Origin of the sequence: Paraburkholderia phymatum STM815, from assembly GCF_000020045.1 — a bacterium.
Lineage (GTDB): Bacteria > Pseudomonadota > Gammaproteobacteria > Burkholderiales > Burkholderiaceae > Paraburkholderia > Paraburkholderia phymatum.
The window spans coordinates 1,539,862-1,561,195 of sequence record NC_010623.1 but is presented as its reverse complement, the minus strand read 5'-3'; the positions used below and the strand labels follow the sequence as shown (position 1 = coordinate 1,561,195).

At 62.6% G+C, this 21,334-nt stretch carries 17 protein-coding genes; 9 read left to right on the top strand and 8 right to left on the bottom strand.

Annotated features, from left to right (window positions below; all coding sequences use genetic code 11):
• Positions 1-4: 4 nt before the first annotated feature.
• Positions 5-955, bottom strand: coding sequence for an alpha-E domain-containing protein (locus BPHY_RS22690; protein ID WP_012403797.1), 951 nt, complete (start codon positions 953-955; stop codon positions 5-7).
• Positions 956-1,073: 118 nt separating this feature from the next.
• On the bottom strand, positions 1,074-2,483 hold the full coding sequence (locus tag BPHY_RS22685; RefSeq protein ID WP_012403796.1) for a circularly permuted type 2 ATP-grasp protein: 1,410 nt from the start codon (positions 2,481-2,483) through the stop codon (positions 1,074-1,076).
• A gap of 366 nt (positions 2,484-2,849) precedes the next feature.
• Between BPHY_RS22685 and pdxR the strand changes: the two genes are divergently transcribed.
• Both pdxR and BPHY_RS22675 read left to right on the top strand, forming a co-directional pair.
• Complete coding sequence (pdxR, locus tag BPHY_RS22680) at positions 2,850-4,319, top strand: MocR-like pyridoxine biosynthesis transcription factor PdxR (RefSeq protein ID WP_012403795.1); 1,470 nt, start codon at positions 2,850-2,852, stop codon at positions 4,317-4,319.
• A 328-nt stretch (positions 4,320-4,647) separates the two neighbouring features.
• Positions 4,648-5,100 carry an HU family DNA-binding protein gene (locus BPHY_RS22675; RefSeq protein WP_012403794.1) on the top strand — a complete coding sequence of 151 codons (453 nt, stop codon included), beginning with the start codon at positions 4,648-4,650 and terminating at the stop codon, positions 5,098-5,100.
• A 210-nt stretch (positions 5,101-5,310) separates the two neighbouring features.
• Here BPHY_RS22675 and BPHY_RS22670 read toward each other — a convergent pair whose 3' ends face one another.
• Positions 5,311-6,834 carry a peptide MFS transporter gene (locus BPHY_RS22670; protein WP_012403793.1) on the bottom strand — a complete coding sequence of 508 codons (1,524 nt, stop codon included), beginning with the start codon at positions 6,832-6,834 and terminating at the stop codon, positions 5,311-5,313.
• Between the two features lie 745 nt (positions 6,835-7,579).
• Between BPHY_RS22670 and BPHY_RS22665 the strand changes: the two genes are divergently transcribed.
• The 7 genes from BPHY_RS22665 to BPHY_RS22635 all read left to right on the top strand — a co-directional run bounded on the left by BPHY_RS22665 (position 7,580) and on the right by BPHY_RS22635 (position 15,485).
• Positions 7,580-8,149 carry a cupin domain-containing protein gene (locus BPHY_RS22665; RefSeq protein WP_012403791.1) on the top strand — a complete coding sequence of 190 codons (570 nt, stop codon included), beginning with the start codon at positions 7,580-7,582 and terminating at the stop codon, positions 8,147-8,149.
• Positions 8,150-8,357: 208 nt separating this feature from the next.
• Positions 8,358-9,974 (top strand): peptide ABC transporter substrate-binding protein, encoded by a 1,617-nt coding sequence (locus BPHY_RS22660; RefSeq protein ID WP_012403790.1) that lies wholly within the window; start codon positions 8,358-8,360, stop codon positions 9,972-9,974.
• Between the two features lie 18 nt (positions 9,975-9,992).
• Complete coding sequence (locus tag BPHY_RS22655) at positions 9,993-10,931, top strand: ABC transporter permease subunit (protein WP_012403789.1); 939 nt, start codon at positions 9,993-9,995, stop codon at positions 10,929-10,931.
• A 5-nt stretch (positions 10,932-10,936) separates the two neighbouring features.
• Complete coding sequence (locus tag BPHY_RS22650) at positions 10,937-11,827, top strand: ABC transporter permease (RefSeq protein ID WP_012403788.1); 891 nt, start codon at positions 10,937-10,939, stop codon at positions 11,825-11,827.
• 1 nt (position 11,828) lies between these two features.
• On the top strand, positions 11,829-12,818 hold the full coding sequence (locus BPHY_RS22645) for an ABC transporter ATP-binding protein (protein ID WP_012403787.1): 990 nt from the start codon (positions 11,829-11,831) through the stop codon (positions 12,816-12,818).
• Positions 12,815-13,813, top strand: coding sequence for an ABC transporter ATP-binding protein (locus BPHY_RS22640; RefSeq protein ID WP_012403786.1), 999 nt, complete (start codon positions 12,815-12,817; stop codon positions 13,811-13,813). Before BPHY_RS22645 ends, BPHY_RS22640 begins: the two co-directional genes overlap by 4 nt.
• 154 nt (positions 13,814-13,967) lie before the next feature.
• Positions 13,968-15,485: an OprD family outer membrane porin gene (locus BPHY_RS22635; protein WP_012403785.1), complete on the top strand. Its 1,518-nt coding sequence runs from the start codon at positions 13,968-13,970 to the stop codon at positions 15,483-15,485.
• Between the two features lie 70 nt (positions 15,486-15,555).
• On the opposite strand, the gene BPHY_RS22630 is transcribed toward BPHY_RS22635, so the two are convergent.
• The 5 genes from BPHY_RS22630 to BPHY_RS22610 form a co-directional block, all read right to left on the bottom strand.
• Positions 15,556-15,855: a hypothetical protein gene (locus BPHY_RS22630; RefSeq protein WP_041764555.1), complete on the bottom strand. Its 300-nt coding sequence runs from the start codon at positions 15,853-15,855 to the stop codon at positions 15,556-15,558.
• A 70-nt stretch (positions 15,856-15,925) separates the two neighbouring features.
• Positions 15,926-16,864 (bottom strand): 2-dehydropantoate 2-reductase, encoded by a 939-nt coding sequence (gene panE / locus BPHY_RS22625; RefSeq protein ID WP_012403783.1) that lies wholly within the window; start codon positions 16,862-16,864, stop codon positions 15,926-15,928.
• A 108-nt stretch (positions 16,865-16,972) separates the two neighbouring features.
• Positions 16,973-18,157 (bottom strand): thiolase family protein, encoded by a 1,185-nt coding sequence (locus tag BPHY_RS22620; protein ID WP_012403782.1) that lies wholly within the window; start codon positions 18,155-18,157, stop codon positions 16,973-16,975.
• Positions 18,158-18,240: 83 nt separating this feature from the next.
• Positions 18,241-19,695, bottom strand: a complete 1,455-nt coding sequence (locus tag BPHY_RS22615; protein ID WP_012403781.1) for an efflux transporter outer membrane subunit — start codon at positions 19,693-19,695, stop codon at positions 18,241-18,243.
• A gap of 46 nt (positions 19,696-19,741) precedes the next feature.
• Positions 19,742-21,322 carry a DHA2 family efflux MFS transporter permease subunit gene (locus tag BPHY_RS22610; protein ID WP_012403780.1) on the bottom strand — a complete coding sequence of 527 codons (1,581 nt, stop codon included), beginning with the start codon at positions 21,320-21,322 and terminating at the stop codon, positions 19,742-19,744.
• Positions 21,323-21,334: the final 12 nt, after the last annotated feature.

Here is a 21,334-nt window from a genome sequence, read left to right as displayed (position 1 = left end):
TCCGTCAGGCAACAGGCAGCATCAAATAGGTACGCGCGACCATGTTGCCGAGTTCAAACACGCGGGCGAGAAACTGCGTAAGCCACGCGTGCAGGCCCGCTTCGAAAATCTGCCGGATATCCGCGTAAAGCAGTTCGGCGCGCAGCTTGCCCGCGAAGCGCTCGCATTGATTCGAGCCTTGCGTGCGCAGCATCGCAAGGTTCTCGCAGACGCCGTCGAGCGACGCCAGCAGCGAACGCGGCATCTGCGAATTGAGGATCATCAGCTCGACGACGCGCGCGGGCGTCACGACATCGCGATACACCTTGCGATAGATTTCCAGAGCCGAGACCGAACTGAGAATCGACGTCCAGTAATAAAAGTCTTCGAGCTGACGGGCGGCCTCGCGCGAATTCGGCTCGGCGTCGGCAAAACGCACGTCGAGAATGCGCGCCGTGTTGTCCGCACGTTCGAGAAACGTGCCGAGCTGCGTGAAGAAGAACGCGTCGTCCTGCAGCGCGGTGCCGATCGTCACGCCGCGCGACAGATGCGAGCGGAACTTCACCCATTCGAACAGCGCGGCCGGATTGCTCGTCACCTGGCCATGCGCCGCGCGCTCGTTGAATTCGAGCCACGTGTCGTTGATCGTTTCCCACCATTCCGTCGTCAATGTGCCGCGCACCGCACGCGCGTTTTCGCGCGCTGCCTGAAGACATGAATGAATGCTCGACGGATTCGTGGGATCGGCGATCATGAAATCGAGCACGTTTTCGCGTGTGGGTTCGTCGTAACGCTGCGCGAACGCGTGTTCGAGCTCGGAGATGCGCAGCACCGAACGCTGCGCGCGTTCCTCCTGCTCGGGCGTTTGCGGCAGCAGTTGTGCTTTCAGGTTGATGTCGAGCATACGTGCGGTATTCTCGGCACGCTCCATGTAACGGGCCATCCAGAACAGATGATCGGCGGTGCGGCTCAGCATGTCGGCTTTCCGTGTTGATTGGGCGCTTCTGCGGTACGTGACCGCGAGCGCCGGGTTGCCCGTCTGGTGCCCAGGCATCGCGCGATGCACAGGCGTTGAAACAAAGGTCGAAACGCGGTCAGTCGACCATCCAGGTGTCTTTCGTGCCGCCGCCCTGCGACGAGTTCACGACCAGCGAGCCCTCCTGCAACGCGACACGCGTGAGGCCGCCCGCGCACATCGTGACGGTCTTGCCCGACAGCACGAACGGACGCAGATCGATATGACGCGGCGCAATACCAGTTTCGACGAAAGTCGGGCACGCGGACAGCGCGAGCGTCGGCTGCGCGATATAGCCTGCCGGTTTCTCGATCAACCGCTGACGGAACGCCTCGATCTCCGCCGACGTCGACGCGGGTCCCACCAGCATTCCGTAACCGCCCGCGCCGTGCACCTCCTTGACGACCAGCTCGGGAAGATGCGCGAGCGTGTACGCGAGATCGTCGGGCTTGCGGCATTGATAGGTCGGCACGTTGTTCAGGATAGGCTTCTCGCCCAGATAGAACTCGATCATGTCGGGCACATACGGATAAATCGATTTGTCGTCGGCGATGCCCGTGCCCATCGCGTTCGCGAGCGCGACGCGTCCGGCGCGATACGCGGTCAGCAGACCCGGCACGCCGAGCGCCGAGTCGGGACGAAACGCGAGCGGATCGAGAAAGTCGTCGTCGACGCGGCGATAGATCACATCGACGCGGCGCGGCCCTTGCGTGGTGCGCATGAAAACGTAGTTGTCGTCGACGAACAGGTCCTTGCCTTCCACCAGTTCGACGCCCATCTGCTGCGCGAGGAAGGTGTGCTCGAAGTAAGCGGAGTTGTACATGCCCGGCGTGAGCACGACAACGACGGGATCGTCGACGCCTTCGGGCGCCACCGAGCGCAGCGTATCGAGCAGCAGATCGGGGTAATGCGCGACAGGCGCGATACGGTTCTGCACGAACAGCTCAGGGAAAAGCCGCATCATCATTTTGCGGTTTTCCAGCATGTACGAAACGCCCGACGGCACGCGCAAATTGTCTTCCAGCACGTAGAACTCGCCGTTCTCGCCAGCGCGCACGACGTCGACGCCGGCAATATGCGCATACACGCCGAGCGGCACGTCGACGCCTTGCATTTCGGGGCGGTATTGCGCATTGGTATAAACCTGATCGGCGGGCACAATACCCGCGCGCACGATATTGCGTTCGTGATAGACGTCGTGGATGAACAGGTTGAGTGCCTGGACGCGCTGCCGGAGGCCGGCTTCGAGCGTCTGCCATTCGCCGCGCGGGATGATGCGCGGAATCAGATCGAACGGAATGAGCCGCTCCGTCCCGGACAGATCGCCGTTGACGGCGAACGTGATGCCGACGCGGCGAAACAGAAGATCGGCTTCGGCTCGCTTTCTCGCGATTGCTTCCGTGCCCTGCTGCACGAGCCAGCGTTCGAACCGCTGATAATGCGGCCGCACGGCGTCATCGAAATGACGCATCTCGTCATAGCATCGCATGTCACGCCCCACTCTTTTTGTCGGATAGAAGGCGAATGCGCTGCGCATTCGGTTTTTCGATCACGTTCAAGCAAGCGTTATGCCATTTTTGTTTCTGTGCTGGCGGGCAGGCCAGGCGCTTCTATGCGCACTGAGATGGCGCCCGTTTAACGATGTCATCGTAGCTTTCTCGCGTGGCGTGCGCCAGCGCAGTGCGTGTTTTGGCGCACACGGTGCATGCCGGGCGGGCGGCTGGGCGCAGCGGGTTCGGATGGTCTGCTTTGAGTTTTCGCTGGGGTGCGCGTTGGGCTGTTGGTTTGCCAGCGCGCACCAAGTTAAGCTACCCGACATCGAAACCCGCACGGCCAAGCCAGACACAACGACCTCATGGAAATCCACATCGCCGTAGAAGGCCGCCATGACCTGGCGGGACAAATCTACAGGCAACTGCGTGCAGGCATCATCGAAGGGCGGCTGGCAGGCGGCACGCAGCTGCCATCCACTCGCGATCTCGCGGTCCAGCTCGGCGTGTCCCGCAAAACCACTCTCGATGTCTTCGAACGTCTGCTCGCCGAAGGTTTCCTGCGTGCGCGGGCAGGTTCCGGCACCTTCGTCGCGGAAGAATTGCAGCGATTGCCCGCAGAGCGCGGGGCGCACGCTCGCACGCCCCGCGACGCACACGCGGCCCCCCCGTCCGCCAGGCGCGCGCAGCCCATCTGGCAGACCGTCCCCGACGTGCTCGGGCGGCAGCCTGTGCACGCGACGCCGTTCGACTTCATCGGCGGCGTCACCGAGAAGACAAAATTCCCCTTCGATATCTGGCGCCGCTGCGTGAATCACGCACTTCGCATTCAGTCGCGCGGCCGCGGCACGTATCGAGATGCCGCCGGCGAACAGGAACTGCGGCTCGCGATCTCGCGTTATCTCGCGTTCAATCGCGCCATTGCGAGCAACTGGGAAGATGTCATCGTGACGCAGGGCGCGCAGCATGCGCTCGATCTGATCGCACGCGTGACGCTGCGTCCCGGCGATATCGCCGTCATCGAGGATCCGGGCTATCCGCCTGCGCGTGCATGTCTGACGGCTGTGGGCGCGAAGATCGCAGCCGTGCCGGTCGATGACGAAGGTTTGATCGTGAGCAAGCTGCCCAGGCGAGCCCGACTCGTCTATGTAACGCCGTCCCACCAGTTTCCGCTCGGCATGCCGATGAGCCTCGCGCGACGCGTCGAGCTGCTCGAATGGGCTCAGGTGAGCGGTGCCGTCATCATCGAAGATGACTACGACTGCGAATACCGCTTCGAAGGACGGCCGATGGAGCCGCTCAAAAGCCTGGACCGCGCGGATCTGGTCGCATACGTGGGAACGTTCTCGAAGACTATCTTTCCGGAACTTCGCGTTGGCTACATGGTGCCGCCTGCGTCGCTGTTCGACACGCTGCGCAAGGCGAGACAGATCGGCGACTGGCACGGCTGCACGCTGACGCAGACGGCGCTGTCCCGTTTCATGCTGAACGGCGAATTCGCCAAGCACCTGAAGCGGATGCACAAGCTCTACGCCGCGCGCCGCGCATGTCTGCTCGAGCACCTGCAGGGCGATCTCGCACGCTGGTTCGAACCGATCGTGCCGACGGCGGGCATCCATATGGCCGCTCGCCTCAGGGCGCCCCTCATGGAAGCGGACGTCATCGAAGCCGCACGCGCGGAATCGATCGCATTGCATGGGCTCGCACCTTTCTACGTGCGTGCAAACCCGCAGCCGGGGCTCTTGTTCGGTTATGGCGGCATCGAGGCCGAGCAGATCGATGCTGCACTGACGAAGCTCGCGAAGCTGCTGCCGCGTATCGAATCAAGGACTTGAGCACGCGCTCGCTGGCAGTCAGATGCCTTGATGCAGGGCTTTTCGGACGCTCGCCCAGGTCATATCCTGGTCGACATCGAGATCGACACCGCTCGATCCGATCAGCGATTTCGCTCTGGACAGGTGTGCCGAAATCGCCTGCGGATCGTGTTTACCCCTTAAAAACAGGCTCGAAATGCACGAGGTAGTCGGCGCCGCGCAACAAACAGTAATCGTTATACACAAAAGATTCGCGCAGAACGCGAAAGCGCTTGTAGAATCCGGCGTTGAAGCGTGTGCATATCGCGTTCGCTTCTCGCAATCAATGACCCTTAGAGGTAGGAGAAATATGGCGACTTCCGCAAAAAAGGTAGCCAAGAAGGCTGCTACGGTACCGACCAAGAAGGTTGCTGCAAAGAAAGCTGCTGCTCCCGCAAAGAAAGTCACGGCTAAGAAGGTCGCCGTGAAGGCGTCCGGCGTTGCCTCGCCGATCAAGGACACCTTCACGAAGGCCTCGCTGGCTGCACACGTTGCGGAGCGCGCTGGCGTCGAGCCGAAGTCGGCGAAGGCAGTTCTGGCTGCACTCGAAGACACGATCCTCGGTTCGGTTCACAAGAAGGGCGCAGGCGAGTTCACGCTGTCGGGTCTTCTGAAGATCGTTGTTCAAGCTGTTCCGGCGAAGAAGAAGCGCTTCGGCAAGGACCCGTTCACGGGCCAGGAGCGCTGGTTCCCGGCGAAGCCGGCAAGCGTGCGTATCAAGGCACGTGCGCTGAAGAAGTTGAAGGACGCAGCAGCGGCCTAAGCACCTGATGGCGGCGTGAGCTGCTGTCTTGAGGTAATTTCTCGCAATCCCCGCACACGTTAGTGTGCGGGGATTGTTTTTTTGGGTTTCGGTTTCTGTCTGCGACGCGGGTGGTTTTTGAGCTTTGCCAAGGTGCGCGTGATGCGGCTGCATTTCTTTGCGCCGCGGCAAGTTAAGGTCCGTCCCACTCCGCGCGCAGCAAACCACCCTTTACTGCGCGGAAGCGGAAGTAGAAGCGGAAGCAGAAGCAGCAGCATCCACACCTTGCAAGGCACACCGCTGATGCGCCCGCGACAACCTTCCCATCAGCGGCAGCAGCAAAATAGCCACGACAGCACCGACAGCCGCCAGCCATCCCAGCTCTGCAAAGAGCTTCGTATACAGCGGCAAGGAAGTCGAGGGATCAAGATCCCCGGCAGGGATCTTCGCCAGATTGGCAACAACGCTGCCCAGATACTGCGACACACCTGTCGCAACAAAATAAGCGCCCATCATGAAACCGCTCATACGCGCTGGCACATAGCGCGCAATCATCGCGAGACCGAGGCCGCTCACCAGCAGTTCGCCGAGCGAGTACAAACCATAACCGCCGACCATCCACCACGACGACACCCGGCCGTTCACCGCAAAGCTGCCGCTCCACGCGTAGACAAAGAAACCCGCTGCCACCACCGCAAAACCGAACGCGTATTTCGCCGCGACAGGCACGTCCCTGCCGTCCTTCGCGAGCTTCGTATACAGCATCGCGAGCAGCGGGCTCAGCAGCATGATCCAGATCGGGTTTAACGCCTGGAACTGCGCGGCGCTCCATGTGAACAGATGCGTGCCGACCAGCGAAAACGTCGGATCGACGTTGCGCAGCGCAAACAGCGTCAGCGAAGTCGACATCTGCTGATAGAACACGAAGAACAGGATCACCTGCAGCGTGAGAATCAGCGCTGCGAGCAGGCCCGAACGCTCCGAACGCTCGCACTTGACCAGCATGTACGCGAAGATCGCGAGAATCGCGACGCCCGCCGCATATACGCACGCGACGGCAATCGCCTTGTGCTGCAGCACGAACATCGTCGCCGTGCCGAGCGCAATCCCGCCGATCGCGACGGTCAGCACGCGCTTCCAGCGCACCGCTTCGGCGTCGGGCGCAGAACCGACATGCGACAGCGTGCGCAACATCAGGAAGTAGTTGACCACGCCGATCAGCATGCCGCAGCAGCAGACGGCGAACGCGGTATGCCAGCCCCAATGATCCTTGATCCAGGGCGTCGCGAGCATCGACACCGTCGAGCCGATATTGACCGCCATGTAATAAATGGTGAATGCGCTGTCGATGCGCGCATCGTCGCCTTCGTAAATGCGCCGCACCAGGTTCGCGGCGTTCGACTTGAACAGCCCGTTGCCGACCACGATCACGCCCAGCGACGCATACATGAAGTCCAGGCTGTCATTCGGCATCGCGAGCATCAGATAGCCGGCCGCGAGCACCAGCGCGCCGAAAATCATCGAGCGGCGCGCACCGAGCACCTTGTCGCCGATCCAGCCGCCGATCGACGGCGACGCGTATACAAGCGCCGCGAACGCGCCCCACGTCAGATTGGCGCGGCCGTCGTCGAAGCCCAGCTTGTCGATCATGAACAGCACGAGCAGCGCCGCCATGCCGTAATAGCCGAAGCGTTCCCACATCTCAATGAGAAAGACGGTCGAAAACGACCGGGTCTGGGATATGGGTGATTTCATCTATTCCTCGTATTCATGCGAAAGCCGCCGCGCGCACGCGTCGAGCCGACGCAATGCCCCGAGGCGAAGCTGGAAAAACTGGAGATCGTCGGTGACTTGCCATGCCCGCCGCACAATGCGGCATGAGGCGACGGTTCAGTGCGATACGAACGACGGACAGCACGGTCCACGTCGAAAACGGAACAACCAGGACTTCAGCGGGAGACCGTCGACGCGGAAACCGCGTGACGAAGGCTCAATGATAAAGCATCGCGCGTGCGGCCCGCGTTGGTGGCTGCATCGGAATACGCGTGCTCAATATGCGGAATACGTGCGGAAAGACTGCAAAAGAATGCGACATGCTGTTCACCTTCATGCGTCGGTGGCAGTCCGGTCGGGACGTACCGATCAAAGGACCGTCGCAGGATCGCTGCAAACGGTAGTGCCGGGCAGATCGACCCGGCCGGGTCCACCCGCGCGAGGTGCGATTGTGAGTATCCAATCGCCACTTGTCGCTCCGGGAATTCACTGACATGCGGCCGTCGACTCGCAATGCTTCCTAGTGCATGGTGAACGATCCGAAGCAAATCCGGTGGGTGGCCTTCGCGATCTGGCAACATAGAGTGTTGTCTCGAAAAGATCGAAACCGGACGAGCAGCTTCGGAGAGTTGTCAATCCACGCAAGCCTCGCACGGGATGAGAGGCACGTCATCAAACAACATTTGCTTATATCAAACTAATTTTGACGGACTAATTTGGTTTTGTTATGGTCACGACACTTGAGAAGGACACGGCACTTGCACTGGGGAGCAAGATCCGCGCGCTGAGGCAAAGGCTGAAGCGCACGCTCGATGAAACAGCAACGGCAGCAGGCATTTCGAAGCCGTTCCTGTCGCAGGTCGAGCGCGGTCTCGCGTCGCCATCCATCACTTCGCTGGCGGGAATTGCGAATGCGTTGGGTGTGAAAGTGCAGTACTTCGTCGACACACCGAGCGAAGAACGTACGGTGTGTCGAGCAAACGAACTGAAGTTTTTTGGATTTGCAGACTCGGCGAATCTGTTTGCCCGGATGACCAATCTGTCGGGGGGCCGTCAGTTGGAAGCCATCCTTGTGAGGATGCCACCCGGGCAAAAGCGTTCCGAAGTCACGACACATGCCGGTGAAGAGTTCATCTATGTCATCGAAGGGCAAGTGTCGTTGACGCTGGAAGGAAAAACCTTCGTGCTGCGTGCGGGAGATAGCGCGCATTACGAATCGACGGTGCCGCATAGCTGGGCCAACACGGCCCGCAAGGAAACGGTCGTCGTCTGGGTGGGTACGCCAAGGCTGTTTTAGAAGGCAGGCATTCGATCCTGGTTGGAAGCGCTTCCGCATCGCAGGGGGCGCAGAAAAATCAGCTGCAGGATGCCTGTAATAATAATTGTAAGGAATCCTGCATGCTTTACACCGAACAGGGACCGCCCCGGTCCACATCACGCGGATAACCGTTAGCGGCGTCCGTGCCGCTCGCGTTTCTCTCCCGACTTTTTCTGCGAATCCAACCATGAATAAAACGTTCGTCTCTACGGCGGCGCTGACCGCGCTCGTCCTTACACTTCAGCAAAACGCATCGGCCGTCACAATTCCGTCCGGCGTGACGCTTGCCCCGAGCCAGGAACTGACGCGCCAGGTGCCCGCCGAAACCGAATCGCTCGATCCCGCGCACATCGAATCGTGGACGGGCAACACGATCGGCCTCGATCTGTTCGAGGGCCTCACGCGCATCGACGCATCGGGCGCGATCGTGCCGGGCGTCGCGCAGTCGTGGACGCGCACGGCACCCGACACGTGGGTTTTCAAGCTGCGTCACGACGCCAGGTGGAGCAACGGCCAGCCCGTCACGGCCGCCGACTTCGTCTACGCATGGCAGCGCGTCGTCGATCCGAAGACGGGTTCGAAGTACACGATCCTCGTGGAGTTCGTGAAGAATGCGAAGACGATCATCGCGGGCAAAGCGCCCGTCACGAGTCTCGGCGCACGCGCCGTCGATCCGTACACACTCGAAGTAAAAACGGAAGTGCCTGCCGCGTTCTTCCCGCAACTCGCGGCGATGGCGACGATGGCGCCCGTCGACAAGGCCGTCGTAACGAAGTTCGGCAACGACTGGACGCGTCCGGCGAACTTCGTCGGCAACGGCGCGTTCTCGCTCACCGACTGGCAGCCGAACAACCGCCTCGTCGTCACGAAGAGCAACAACTACTGGAACGCGCCGAAGGTGGCCATTTCGAAGGTCACGTATCTGCCTATCGAAAGCGACGAAACGGCCATGCGCATGTATCAGGCGGGCCAGTTCGACTACACATACACGATTCCTTCTGGCATCTTCAATCAGGTCGACAAGCAGTTCGGCCAGCAACTGCAGAAGGGTTTGCAGATCGCGACGTACTACTACAGCCTGAACAACGACGAGCCCGTGTTCAAGGACAAGCGCGTGCGCGAGGCGCTGTCGATGGTGATCGATCGCGATCTGCTCACATCGAAGCTCACGTCGAGCGGCGAACTGCCCATGTACGGCCTGATTTCGAAGGGCACGGAAGGCGCCGCCGTCTTCAAGCCGGAGTGGGCATCGTGGCCGATGGCCAAGCGCGTCGACACTGCTCGCAATCTGCTGAAGGAAGCGGGCTATTCCGATGCGAAGCCGCTCACGTTCACCTTCACGTACAACACGAACGATCTGCACAAGAAGGTTGCCCTCTTCGTCACATCCGAATGGCGCACGAAGCTCGGCGTCAACGCGAAGCTCGAGAATGTCGAATACAAGGTGCTGCTCAAGCAGCGTCATGACGGCAAGGTGCAGGCATCGCGCGACGGCTGGTTCGTCGACTACAACGACGCGATGTCGTACTTCGACCTGATCCGCTGCGGCAGCGTGCAGAACGACCAGCACTACTGCAACCCGAAGGTCGACGCGCTGATCGACCAGGCGAACCAGCAGACCGACGACAAGCAACGCACCGCGTTGCTGACGCAGGCACATGAACTCGCGATGAACGACTATCCGCTGATCCCGCTGTTCCAGTATTCGGCGGCGCGTCTCGTGAAACCGTATATCGGCGGTTATGCGTCGACGAACTACCTCGACATGCGCTCGTCGCAAGATATGTACGTGCTCAAGCACTAAACGGCAGGAAACGCACCCATGCTTGCATACACGTTGCGCCGCACGCTGTGGGCGATCCCGACGATACTCGCCGTGATCACCGCATGCTATCTGCTGCTGCATCTCACGCCGGGCGGTCCCTTCGACACGGAGAAGCAGTTGTCGGCGGCTACGCTCGCGAACCTGAACGCGCGCTATCACCTCGACGAGCCGCTGTGGAAACAGTATCTGCACTATCTGTGGGGACTGCTGCACGGCGATCTGGGCCTGTCGTTCCGCTATACCGACTGGTCCGTCACGGATCTCGTACTCAAGGCGCTGCCCGTGAGCCTCGGCGTCGGCGGCGTGTCGGTGCCGATCGCCGTCGTGATCGGCGTCGCGCTCGGCACGATTGCGGCCGTGCGCCGCGACAGCGTGATCGATCATACCGTGATGGTGCTCGGCAATATCGGCAACGTGGTGCCGCCGTTCGTGCTCGGGCCGTTGCTCGTGTGGGTGTTCGCCATTCTGCTGAAGAGCCCGGACGGCCACGGCTGGCTGCCAGCCGGCAGTTGGGGCGACGGCGAGTGGCGCTACCGGGTGCTGCCCATCGCGCTGTTGACGATCATCAACGTCGCGCTGATCGCACGCGTGATGCGCGGCAGCATGATCGAAGTGCTGTCGGGCAACTTCATTCGCACTGCGCGGGCGAAGGGCCTGCCTGCGCGCACCATCGTCCTGCGCCACGCGATGAAGCCCGCGCTGATGCCCGTCGTGTCGCTGCTCGGCTCGGTGTGCATCTCATCGATCACGGCCGCCGTCGTCACCGAATCGGTGTTTGCGCTACCCGGCCTCGGGCAGCTCGTCGTCAACGGTGCGATCAATCGCGACTACACGCTCGTGCTTGGCCTCGTCGTGCTGACGACGGCCGTCGCTGTTCTGTTCAACCTGCTCGTCGACCTTGCGTATGCATGGCTCGATCCGCGCATCCGCTATTAAGAACGATGGGAACGCCACTTATCCACCTGTCCGTCATGGACGCGCCGCCTTCGCGCAGTCCGCTCGCGACGGCCGCGCGCCGCTTCACGCGCAATCGGGCCGCGTTCGCCGCGCTGCTGTTGCTGGTCCTCATCGTGCTCGCGTGCTTCGTCGGGCCGCTGCTGTCGCCGAACAATGCCATCGACAGCGACTGGTCCGCGATCAGCCTCGCACCCACGCTCGCCAACATGCACTGGTTCGGCACCGACGAACTCGGCCGCGATCTGCTCGTGCGCACGCTGGTCGGCGGGCGCGTGTCGCTTGAGGTCGGTCTGCTCGGCACGCTCGTGTCTGGCGTGATCGGTGTCGCGTGGGGCGCAACGGCCGGCTATCTCGGCGGACGCGTCGATGCCGTGATGATGCGCATCGTCGACATGATGTACGCGATCCCCTACATGTTGATCGCGATCCTGATGATGACCCTGTTCGGCCGCGCGTTCTATCTCGTCGTGCTGACGATCAGCGCGTTCTCGTGGCTCGATATGGCGCGCGTCGTGCGCGGCCAGACGCTGTCGCTGCGCTCGCGGGAATTTATCGACGCCGCGAAGGCGATCGGCGTCGGCTCGCGCTCGATCATCGCGCGTCACATCGTGCCGAACCTGATCGGCGTGGTGGTCGTGTATGCGACGGTCACGGTGCCGGGCATCGTGCTGACGGAATCGGTGCTGTCCTTTCTCGGCCTCGGCGTGCAGGAACCGATGACGAGCTGGGGCGTGCTGATCCAGGACGGCGCGCAGAAGCTGGAATCGACGCCGTGGCTGCTGCTGTGCCCTGCCCTCATGCTGTGCGCGACGCTCTACAGCGTGAGCTTCGTCGGCGACGGGCTGCGCGATGCACTCGATCCGAAGGACCGCTGACATGGCACTACTCGAAGTCAAGGATCTCAGCGTGCGCTTTTCGCGCCGCGACGGCGCGCCCGTCGACGCCGTGCAGCGCGTGTCGTTCTCGCTGGAAAAAGGCAAGACGCTCGGCATCGTCGGCGAATCGGGCTCGGGCAAGAGCCAGACCGTGATGGCGCTGCTCGGCCTGCTCGCGAAAAACGGCGCGGTGAGCGGCGAAGCGCGCTACAACGGCGCGAACCTGCTGGCAATGAGCGACGCTGCGCTCAACCGCGTTCGCGGCGACCGCATCGGCATGATCTTTCAGGATCCGATGACGTCGCTCAATCCGTTCCTCACCATCGAGCGGCAGATGACGGAAACGCTGCAATTGCATCGCAAGCTGTCGCGCCGCGAAGCGAAACAGCGTGCGATCGAAGCGCTCGAACGCGTGCGCATTCCGGACGCCGCGCGACGCATCGGCATGTATCCGCATGAGTTCTCGGGCGGCATGCGGCAACGCGTGATGATCGCGATGACGCTGCTGTCCGAGCCCGAAATCCTGATCGCCGACGAGCCGACGACAGCACTCGACGTCACCGTTCAGGCGCAGATCATCGAACTGCTGCGCGAGCTGAATCGCGAGCGCGGCACCGCGATCATCCTCATCACGCACGACATGGGCGTGGTGGCCGGCCTGTGCGACGACGTGATGGTGATGTACGCAGGGCAAACCGTCGAGCAGGCGCCGGCACGGCAGCTATTCGCTGCGCCGACGCATCCGTACACCATCGGCCTGCTGAACGCACTGCCGCGGCTGACGGATGAAGACGACCAGCCGCTGCAGACCATCCCGGGCAATCCGCCGCTGCCGGGTGTCGCATCGCAAGGCTGTGCGTTTGCGCCGCGCTGCATGTTCGCGGAAGACGCGTGCCGTGCGACGCGTCCGTCCCTCGAACCTGTCGAAGGCGAACGGAATGCGCTGCGCGCGTGCCATCGTCCCGTGCAAGCTATCGCGGAGGTGCTATGAGCGCTCAGGAAACGTTATTGAAGGTCGACAGCCTCAGCGTGCATTTCCACGTCGCGCAGGGTGGCTACCCGTGGTCGAAGAAGGCGACGCTGCGCGCCGTCGACGGCGTGTCGTTCGATGTGCGCCGAGGTGAAACGGTCGGCCTCGTCGGCGAATCGGGTTGCGGCAAGTCGACGCTGGCACGCGCGATTATCGGCCTTGCGCCCGTGACGTCCGGCAGCGTGCAGTGGAAAGGGAGAGAGACGGCGCCGGGCGTGGCGAAGCGCGAGACCACGCAGATTCGCCGCGAGGTGCAGATGATTTTCCAGGACCCGCTCGCGTCGCTCGATCCGCGCATGACCATCGAGCAGATCGTCGCGGAGCCGCTGAAGACGCATCAGCCGCAACTCGGCCGCGAAGAAACGCGTGCGCGAGTGCGGACAATGCTCGAACGCGTCGGCTTGTCGAATCATCACTTGCGGCGTTATCCGCATGAGTTTTCAGGCGGCCAGTGTCAGCGCGTGGGCATCGCGCGTGCGCTGATCGGCGAGCCGCAACTCGTGATCTGCGACGAACCCGTGTCGGCGCTCGACGTGTCGATCCAGGCGCAGATCGTCAATCTGCTGCGCGATCTGCAACGCGAGCTGTCGCTGTCGCTGCTGTTCGTCGCGCACGATCTTGCCGTCGTCAAAGCGATCAGCCAGCGCGTGCTGGTGATGTACCTGGGCCGCGTGATGGAGTTCGGCGACAAGCACGACGTGTATCGGCAGCCGCAGCATCCGTACACGCGAGCCCTGCTCTCCGCCGTGCCGCTGCCCGATCCCCTCGCGGAGCGTGCGCGCCAACACGTGTTGTTGCGCGGCGAGATTCCGTCGCCGCTGAAGCCGCCTTCGGGCTGCGCGTTTCGCACGCGCTGCCCGGATGCCATCGACGCCTGTGCGAACGAGCGTCCCGTCGCAACGGCGATGAGCCCGCGTCACACGCAGGTCGCCTGCATACGCGCCGTCATGACCTGACAGCCGCTTAGCTTCATACGCCCCATTTTCCACGACGCAGCTAGCCGCTGCGCCGAGGGAGGCGTTCGTTCGCGCGACAGCGGGAACGGGCGAGAAAGCGTGACACGGCCGACCGCCGTGCCACTGTTTCATCAACTAGAAGAACGGAATAGCAATGACAACCCAACGATCAACATCAGGAGCATCGAAATTCGCGTTACTGGCCGTGAGCCTGCCCGCGCTGACGATTGCAACCCCCGCGTTCGCGGACGACACAGCCGCACCCGCCGCAGCCGCGAGCGCGGCGGTGGCACAGGCAGCACCCGCATCGCCTGCGACACCCGTCTCGCCAGCCAAGCCGAAGCTTAAACACACGCCGAACACCACGGAAGTGCAGCCTGAAACCAACAACGCGCTTGTGAATGCAGAAGCCGAACAGGCCGTGACCCCGCCCGAGCAGTTGTCGAGCCAGGCGAAGAGCAAAGGTCTGATCGCCGACAGCCATCTGAACCTGCTGTTCCGCAATTACGCCGATGTGTTCGATAACGAAGGCGGGCCGCATCGTCATGCGTGGGTGCAGGGCATGCAGGCAAATTTCGAATCGGGCTATACGCAAGGGCTCGTCGGTCTCGGCTTCGATGCGTCGCTGTTCGCCGCGCTCAAGCTGGACGGCGGCAACGGCGCGGGCAACATGGTGCACGTCGCGAAAGGCGGCGGCGGCTCCGATCAGCTCGCGTGGGCGTATCCGGGCATGTACGACATCAAGGCGCGCATCTCCGAAACAGTCGTCAAATACGGTTTGCAGACGGTCGATAACAACCCGTTCATGGAACCGCACGACAACCGCTCGTTGCCGCCGACCTTCCTCGGCGTGTCGGCCGTCAGCAACGACATCCACAACGTCACGCTTGAAGCAGGCAGCTTTTCAAAAGTCAACGCGCGCGGCCACACGTACCTGACCGACCTGACGTCGTCTTACGGCGGCGTGACGATCAAGCGCTTGTCCTACTTCGGCGGCAACTGGGACTATTCGCCCAACGGCACCGTCACGCTGTACGCCGATCAGGCTGAAGACGTGTGGAACCAGTTCTACGCCGCAGTCTCTCATTCGATTGGCGATGTGAACACCGTCAAGTGGGCCGGCCTCGCGAACATCTACTCGACGCACCAGACGGGTTCCGCGCTGCAAGGGCATATCAACAACAATGCGTATAGCCTGTCGCTGTCGGCGCAACATGGTCCGCATCAGGTGCTGCTCGGTTATCAGCAGATTCTCGGCGACCAGTTCTTCGATTATGTGAACGAGACCAACGGCATCTATCTCGTGAACTCGATGGACGTCGACTACAACGCGCCGCACGAAAAGTCGTTCCAGCTGCGTTATACGTTCGACGGCAAGTATGCCGGTCTGCCCGGCTTCAAGGCGATGCTGTGGGGCGTGACGGGCTGGGGTGCGGACGCTTCGGCGGGCGCAGCGTCGGGTGCAATCGGACCGTACACGCGAAACGGCGAGTATGTCCACGGCACGCACCACGAAATCGGCTTTATTCCGAGCTATACGCTGCAAAGCGGCCGCTTCAAGGATACGAAGATCACGTTCATCGCGATGTATCACAAGTCGACGGCGCACTACTCGGACCCGGACAACATGGAGTACCGTCTGGTCGTGAATGTGCCGGTGAAGGTGTTCTAAGCGGGCGTTGCGGATTCCGCGCCTGCCAACGAACAGACGTTCGCAGGCGCTGCCCGCTGTTCGACGGTGCTCAAAAAATCACTGATACGACGATCGCCAGCCACACCGAAATCACGCCGCTCAAAAACATCCATCGCGCGAGACGTACCTTCGAATCGTTCTCGTCGACGGCAACGGGACTCGTCGCCACCCACGGCACGATCCCGAGAAACGCAAACCCGATGATCGCGAAGCCCGCGACGAACTTGTCGGCAAGCGTCCAGTCACCGCCTTCCTGCAAGCCCCAGTAGCCGAGAAAGATGATGCCGAGCGAGAACATCGTCGCGGATGCGGCGCAGAGCGCCGGCACCGATCCTTGGGGCATGGGCATGGTTCACCTCGCGTGAGTCCGTGCCGACGATTCTACTTCAGCTTTTTCGCATTCCGACTCGCCCGCACGATTACGCAAGCTGCCGCGCCAGCCGCACCTCGTAGGCTTTCAGATGGCTGTATGCGATACGCAGCGACGTCAGTGCGCCGTCCTTCTGCGCATCGCCGCCGCGTGCAATCAGGTCGCCGACGATATGATCCGCCTCGATCCGCGATTGCGCTTCGATATCGCGCACCATCGAAGCCGTCAGCGGCGAACCTTCTGCAAACAGGATGGTTTGCGCGCGCGCATTGGATGCTTCGCTGATCGGATAGCCGTTCGCCGCCGCAACGGCCTTACATTCGCCGAGAATGCCTTCGATCACGCGACGCCCGTCCGGCGCTTTCAGAATGTCGCCGATAGGGGCCCGGTGCAGCGACGTGCTGGCTGCAAGCGTCGCGAGGAACACCCACTTCTCCCACATCTGCTGCAGTATGTCGTCCGATGCGGCCGAATCGAAACCCGCGCCGTCGAATGCCGTCGCCACGTTGCGTACGCGCTCGCTGATGCCGCCGCGCAATTCGCCGAAGCCGATCGAATGCATGTCGTTCAGATGCACGATGTCTCGGTCGCGGCTGAGCGTCGCGGCAATCACGCACTGCCCGCCCAGCACCTTCGATTCGCCGAAGCGCTGCGTGAGCACGTCGATATGACGCATGCCGTTGAGCACAGGCAAGATCATCGTCGTGTCGCCGACAGCGGGTGCGAACGATTCGATCGCGTCGTCGAGGTTGTACGCCTTGCAGCTCAGCAACACGAGATCGTAAGGCTGCGCGATCTGCGACGCGAGCACCGTCTTCACGTCGTGCAACGTCAGATCGCCGCGCGGACTCCTGATGACCAGACCCGAGCGCTGCAGTTCTTCAGCGCGCTTTTCGCGCACCAGAAACGTGACGTCGCGGCCCGCTTGCGCAAGGCGCCCGCCGAAATACCCACCCGTCGCACCCGCGCCCACTACGAGAATTCGCATTGCTGCTCCTTTGGTCTGTTTGCATGGCGCACGCTACGCCCGTGCGCCGCAGTATGTCGGAAATCGACGCGGCGCGCAGCCGGCAGCGTCGGTGCGGAAAATGGCGCGTCAGAGGATCTCGAGCGCCAGCGCGATACCCTGGCCGCCGCCGATGCACAACGTCACCATGCCGCGCTTCAAACCATCGCGACGCATCGAATGGATCAGGCGCGTCGTGAGAATCGCACCCGTCGCGCCGATGGGATGTCCATGCGCGATTGCGCCGCCTTCGACGTTGATGATGTCCTGCGCCAGCCCGAGCTTCTGCGCAACAGCGAGCGGCACGGCGGCGAAGGCCTCGTTGATCTCGACGCGTTCGACATCGGCGAGTTTCCAGCCCGCGCGCTCAAGCGCAATCTGCACGGCAGGCACAGGGCCCAGACCGAACATACCCGGCTCCACGGCGGCAATGCCGAACGCCGCGAGACGCGCGGTTGCTTCGATACCGCGCGCCTCTGCATAATCGCGTCCCGCGACGATCATCGCCGCAGCGCCGCTGTTCAGGCCGGGCGCATTGCCTGCCGTGATCGTGCCGTCCGGACGGAATGCGGGCCGCAGCTTCGCGAGCGTTTCGATTGTCGTGTCGGGACGCGGCTGCTCGTCGCGCGAAAACTGCACAGTGCCCTTGCGGCCGGCGATCTCGACGGCAACCAGTTCCGCGTCGAATGCACCGCGTTCCTGCGCGGCGGCAAAGCGCTGCTGCGAGCGAGCGGCCCATTCGTCCTGAGCGGCACGCGTCACTTCGGCCTTGCTCACGAGGTCTTCCGTGTGCCAGCCGGAGTGCTCGTTCGAGAATGCATCGACGAGGCCGTCGCGCAGCATGCTGTCATGCAGTTGCGCATTGCCCATGCGGCTGCCCCAACGGCCGCTTTCGAGCAGATACGGCGCACGGTCCATGTTCTCCATCCCGCCCGCGACGGCCACGTCACCGAGCCCGAGCGCGATCTCCTGCGCGGCCGACACGATTGCCTGCGCGCCCGATCCGCACACGCGGTTCACCGTCAGCGCAGGCACGGACACGGGCACGCCGCCGCCCACCGACGCCTGCCGCGCCGGGTTCATCTTGTTGCCCGCCTGCACGACATTGCCCATCACCACCGACGCCAATGTCCTGGCGTCGAGCCCACTGCGCCGCAGCGTTTCGCGCACCGCCGCCGCGCCGAGCTGCACGGCGGGCACCTCTTTCAACGCCCCGCCGAAAGCGCCGATCGGCGTACGGACGGGGTGGGCAATCACGATATCGCGTGCTTTCATCACTTTTCCTCTGGTTTAAGGATCACGTGTCACGCCTCGCACGTGCAAGGCGCCTGTCTCAGCTTCAGTGGTCTTCAGTGCTCTCAGTTCGCGGCGACATCGGTCGTCGGCCTGGCCTTCGCTGCGTCACTGGCGGCGGGCGCATCCCAGCCGCCGCCGAGCGAGCGATACAACGCAACAGCAGCTTGCGCATGCTCACGCTTCGCCTGATTCAACGATTCCGAATCGCGCAGATACGCTTCCTGCGCATCGAGCACATCGAGGAAGCTCGACGCGCCGCCCTTGTACAGCTCCGTCGACAGACGCAACGCATGCCCCGATGCATCGAGCGCACCAGCAAGCTTCGCGACCTGTGCGTCGCCGTTGACGAGATCGCTGCGCGTGTCCTCGATATCCTTCAGCGCATTCAGCATCGTCTGCTGCAGGTTCAATTGCGATTCGCGCATGCGGCTCTCGTTCTCCTCGATATGCGCGGTGATGCGGCCTGCATTGAAGATCGGCGCGGTAGCGTTCAATGCTGCGCTGAACAGGTTGTCCGTCAATGTCGGCATGCCGAGATACGACGACGCGAGAATGCCGTCGCTCAGGCGCAGGCTGAACTTCGGATAGCGGTCCGCTCGCGCGACGCCCACTTCGGCGGCGCGCTGTTCGACAGTCGCGTAGGCGGTGCGCACATCGGGGCGGCGCAGCAGCGCTTCGGAAGGCAGCGTCAGGGGCACGCTTTGCGACGGTACGGGAATCGGCTGCGCGTCGCTGAGCAGCAGGCTGTCGACGCTTTCCGGCGTACGTCCCGAGTACACTGCGATCAGGCTCATGTCGTGCTGGATGGTCGAGTTGATCTTCGGAATCTGCGCCTGCAAGTCCTGCAGCTGGTTTTGCGCACGCGCGACATCGAGCTGCGTCGAGAGCCCGTATTTCAGGCGCTGCTGCGTAAGCTTCAGCGCGCGGCTGCGAATGTCCTCGTTCTCGTTGATGATCTGCCGTTGCGTCTGCGCCCAGCGCAAATCGATATATGCAGCGGCTGTATTCGCGGCGAGCGCGAGCCGCAATTCGTTCAGCGCCCATTGACGGCCCGTCGCCTGTGCCTGCGCGGCGAGCACGGCGAGACGTTCGCCGCCGAACACATCGGGCTGCCACGAGGCCGTCAGACCTGCCCCCGCCTGCTTCACATAGCCGAGCGGCGGCGGCGTATTTTGCCGCTCATACGCAGCCGTCGCGCCTGCATCGAGTTGCGGCGACAACGCGGCGCGCTGCTGCTTCGTCACCTCCCCGGCCTGCTTCACGCGTTCGACGGCCGCCTTGACGTCGAGGTTGTCGTTGAGCACGAGGTCGACGAGTTTGTGCATCGTCGGGTCGCCGAACTGCGACCACCACTGGTCGGCGTCCACCGTGTCGTTCGGCGCGTCGACGCTCCACGCGTCGGGCGCGACGGTCTTCACCGTCTGCGGCAAGTCCGCGTGCGTCCCGGGCTGCACGGCACAGGCCGCAAGCGTCATGGCGGCGGCAACGGCGAGCGCTCTGGCTACGTTCGATTTCATCTCAAGGCTTCCAGTCGTCGGAATGGTTGATGTGTTCGCACGCATGTCAGTGCGCATCGGGCGGCGGCGCGGTATGGCCGAAAGGCCGCGAAAACAGTACGCTGAAGAGTCCGACCGCAAAACACAGCGAGACCGCGAGGAACGTATCGGAGAAAGTCAGCACGAGCGCCTCGCGCATCAGCAGCGCGTGCAGCGATGCAAGCCCCGCCGATGCACCGTTCAGCACGTCCCCGCCGACCGCCGCGAAATGCGCGGCCTGGTTTTGCAGCATCGCTTCGATCACGGGGCGGCCTGCCGTCACGTGTTCGTCGAGGCGTTCGTAATGGAGGTTCAGGCGGTCGTTGAGCATCGTGCTGCACACGGCGATGCCTATCGCGCCGCCGAGGTTGCGCATCAGATTGAACAGGCCGCTCGCAGACTTGAGACGTGAAGGCGGCAGCGAGCCGAGCGCCATCGTCACGATGGGCGGCACGCAGAACTGCTGGCCGACGCCGCGCAGCACCTGCGGAATCAGCAGTTCTTGCCAGCCCCATTGATTCGTCAGCGGCACGTACAGATAGCAGCCGACGCCGAAGCAGATCAGGCCGAACACCATCAGCAGCCGCATATCGACCCGGCGTGCGAGGATCGAGTAAGCCGTCAGCGCGACGAGTTGCGCACAACCCACGGACAGCAGCGCAAAACCGATTTGCAGCGAATCGAAACCGCGCACACGCGACAGGAACACGGGCGTCAGAAACACCGTGCAGAACAGCCCGATACCTGTAATGAACGACAGCAGACTGCCGATGCCGAAGTTGCGGATCGCGAGCGCGCGCAGATCGACGATCGGCTCTTTCGCCGTGAATGCATGCACGAGGAACAGGAAGCCGCAAATTGCGCAGATCCACGCGCAGAGCAGGATGACTTCGTCGCCGAACCAGTTCTTGCGCGGGCCTTCTTCGAGCACGTATTCGAGGCAGCCGAGAAAGCCCGACATCAGCAGGATGCCGGGATAATCACCCGTCTTGAGCAGCGAAATATCGGCGTGGTCGACATTGACGTAACGCGGCACGAGTATGGTCACCAGCACGCCCGGCACGAGGTTCAGATAGAACAGCCAGTGCCACGACCATTGATCGGTGATCCAGCCGCCGATCACGGGGCCGACGGTCGGTGCGAGCGACGCGAGTGCGCCGATCGTCGTGGCCGCGAGAATGCGCTGCTTGCCGGGAAACAGCATGAAGGCCGTCGTGAACACCGTGGGGATCATCGCGGCGCCCGCCGCGCCTTGCAGGCCGCGAAACAGGATCATCGAGTTGATGTCCCACGCGAGCCCGCACAGCATGCTGGTCACCGTGAAGCCGAACGCGGATGCCGCGAACACCCAGCGCGTCGAGAACACGCGCGTGAGCCAGCCCGACATCGGGATCACCATGATCTCGGCGATCAGGTACGCGGTCTGCACCCACGACAGTTCATCCTGGCTCGCCGACAGCCCGCCGCCGATATCTTTCAGCGACGACGCCACGATCTGGATATCGAGGGTCGCCATGAAGAAGCCGAGGCACAGCAGTGAGAACGCGAAGACTTTGGTGCCGGTCGGCAGATCGGCCGGATTCATGGGAGGAGAAGTCGTCTTGCTCATGATATTCGCCGC

What these genes read in the sequence shown, in the direction of transcription:
- BPHY_RS22670 (WP_012403793.1), bottom strand. Translation starts at nt 6,834, where the DNA reads ATGAAATCACCCATATCCCAGACCCGGTCGTTTTCGACCGTCTTTCTC.
- BPHY_RS22665 (WP_012403791.1), top strand. Translation starts at nt 7,580, where the DNA reads ATGGTCACGACACTTGAGAAGGACACGGCACTTGCACTGGGGAGCAAG.
- panE (WP_012403783.1), bottom strand. Translation starts at nt 16,864, where the DNA reads ATGCGAATTCTCGTAGTGGGCGCGGGTGCGACGGGTGGGTATTTCGGC.
- BPHY_RS22675 (WP_012403794.1), top strand. Translation starts at nt 4,648, where the DNA reads ATGGCGACTTCCGCAAAAAAGGTAGCCAAGAAGGCTGCTACGGTACCG.
- BPHY_RS22630 (WP_041764555.1), bottom strand. Translation starts at nt 15,855, where the DNA reads ATGCCCATGCCCCAAGGATCGGTGCCGGCGCTCTGCGCCGCATCCGCG.
- BPHY_RS22610 (WP_012403780.1), bottom strand. Translation starts at nt 21,322, where the DNA reads ATGAGCAAGACGACTTCTCCTCCCATGAATCCGGCCGATCTGCCGACC.
- BPHY_RS22655 (WP_012403789.1), top strand. Translation starts at nt 9,993, where the DNA reads ATGCTTGCATACACGTTGCGCCGCACGCTGTGGGCGATCCCGACGATA.
- pdxR (WP_012403795.1), top strand. Translation starts at nt 2,850, where the DNA reads ATGGAAATCCACATCGCCGTAGAAGGCCGCCATGACCTGGCGGGACAA.
- BPHY_RS22635 (WP_012403785.1), top strand. Translation starts at nt 13,968, where the DNA reads ATGACAACCCAACGATCAACATCAGGAGCATCGAAATTCGCGTTACTG.
- BPHY_RS22615 (WP_012403781.1), bottom strand. Translation starts at nt 19,695, where the DNA reads ATGAAATCGAACGTAGCCAGAGCGCTCGCCGTTGCCGCCGCCATGACG.
- BPHY_RS22645 (WP_012403787.1), top strand. Translation starts at nt 11,829, where the DNA reads ATGGCACTACTCGAAGTCAAGGATCTCAGCGTGCGCTTTTCGCGCCGC.
- BPHY_RS22620 (WP_012403782.1), bottom strand. Translation starts at nt 18,157, where the DNA reads ATGAAAGCACGCGATATCGTGATTGCCCACCCCGTCCGTACGCCGATC.
- BPHY_RS22650 (WP_012403788.1), top strand. Translation starts at nt 10,937, where the DNA reads ATGGGAACGCCACTTATCCACCTGTCCGTCATGGACGCGCCGCCTTCG.
- BPHY_RS22640 (WP_012403786.1), top strand. Translation starts at nt 12,815, where the DNA reads ATGAGCGCTCAGGAAACGTTATTGAAGGTCGACAGCCTCAGCGTGCAT.
- BPHY_RS22685 (WP_012403796.1), bottom strand. Translation starts at nt 2,483, where the DNA reads ATGCGATGCTATGACGAGATGCGTCATTTCGATGACGCCGTGCGGCCG.
- BPHY_RS22690 (WP_012403797.1), bottom strand. Translation starts at nt 955, where the DNA reads ATGCTGAGCCGCACCGCCGATCATCTGTTCTGGATGGCCCGTTACATG.
- BPHY_RS22660 (WP_012403790.1), top strand. Translation starts at nt 8,358, where the DNA reads ATGAATAAAACGTTCGTCTCTACGGCGGCGCTGACCGCGCTCGTCCTT.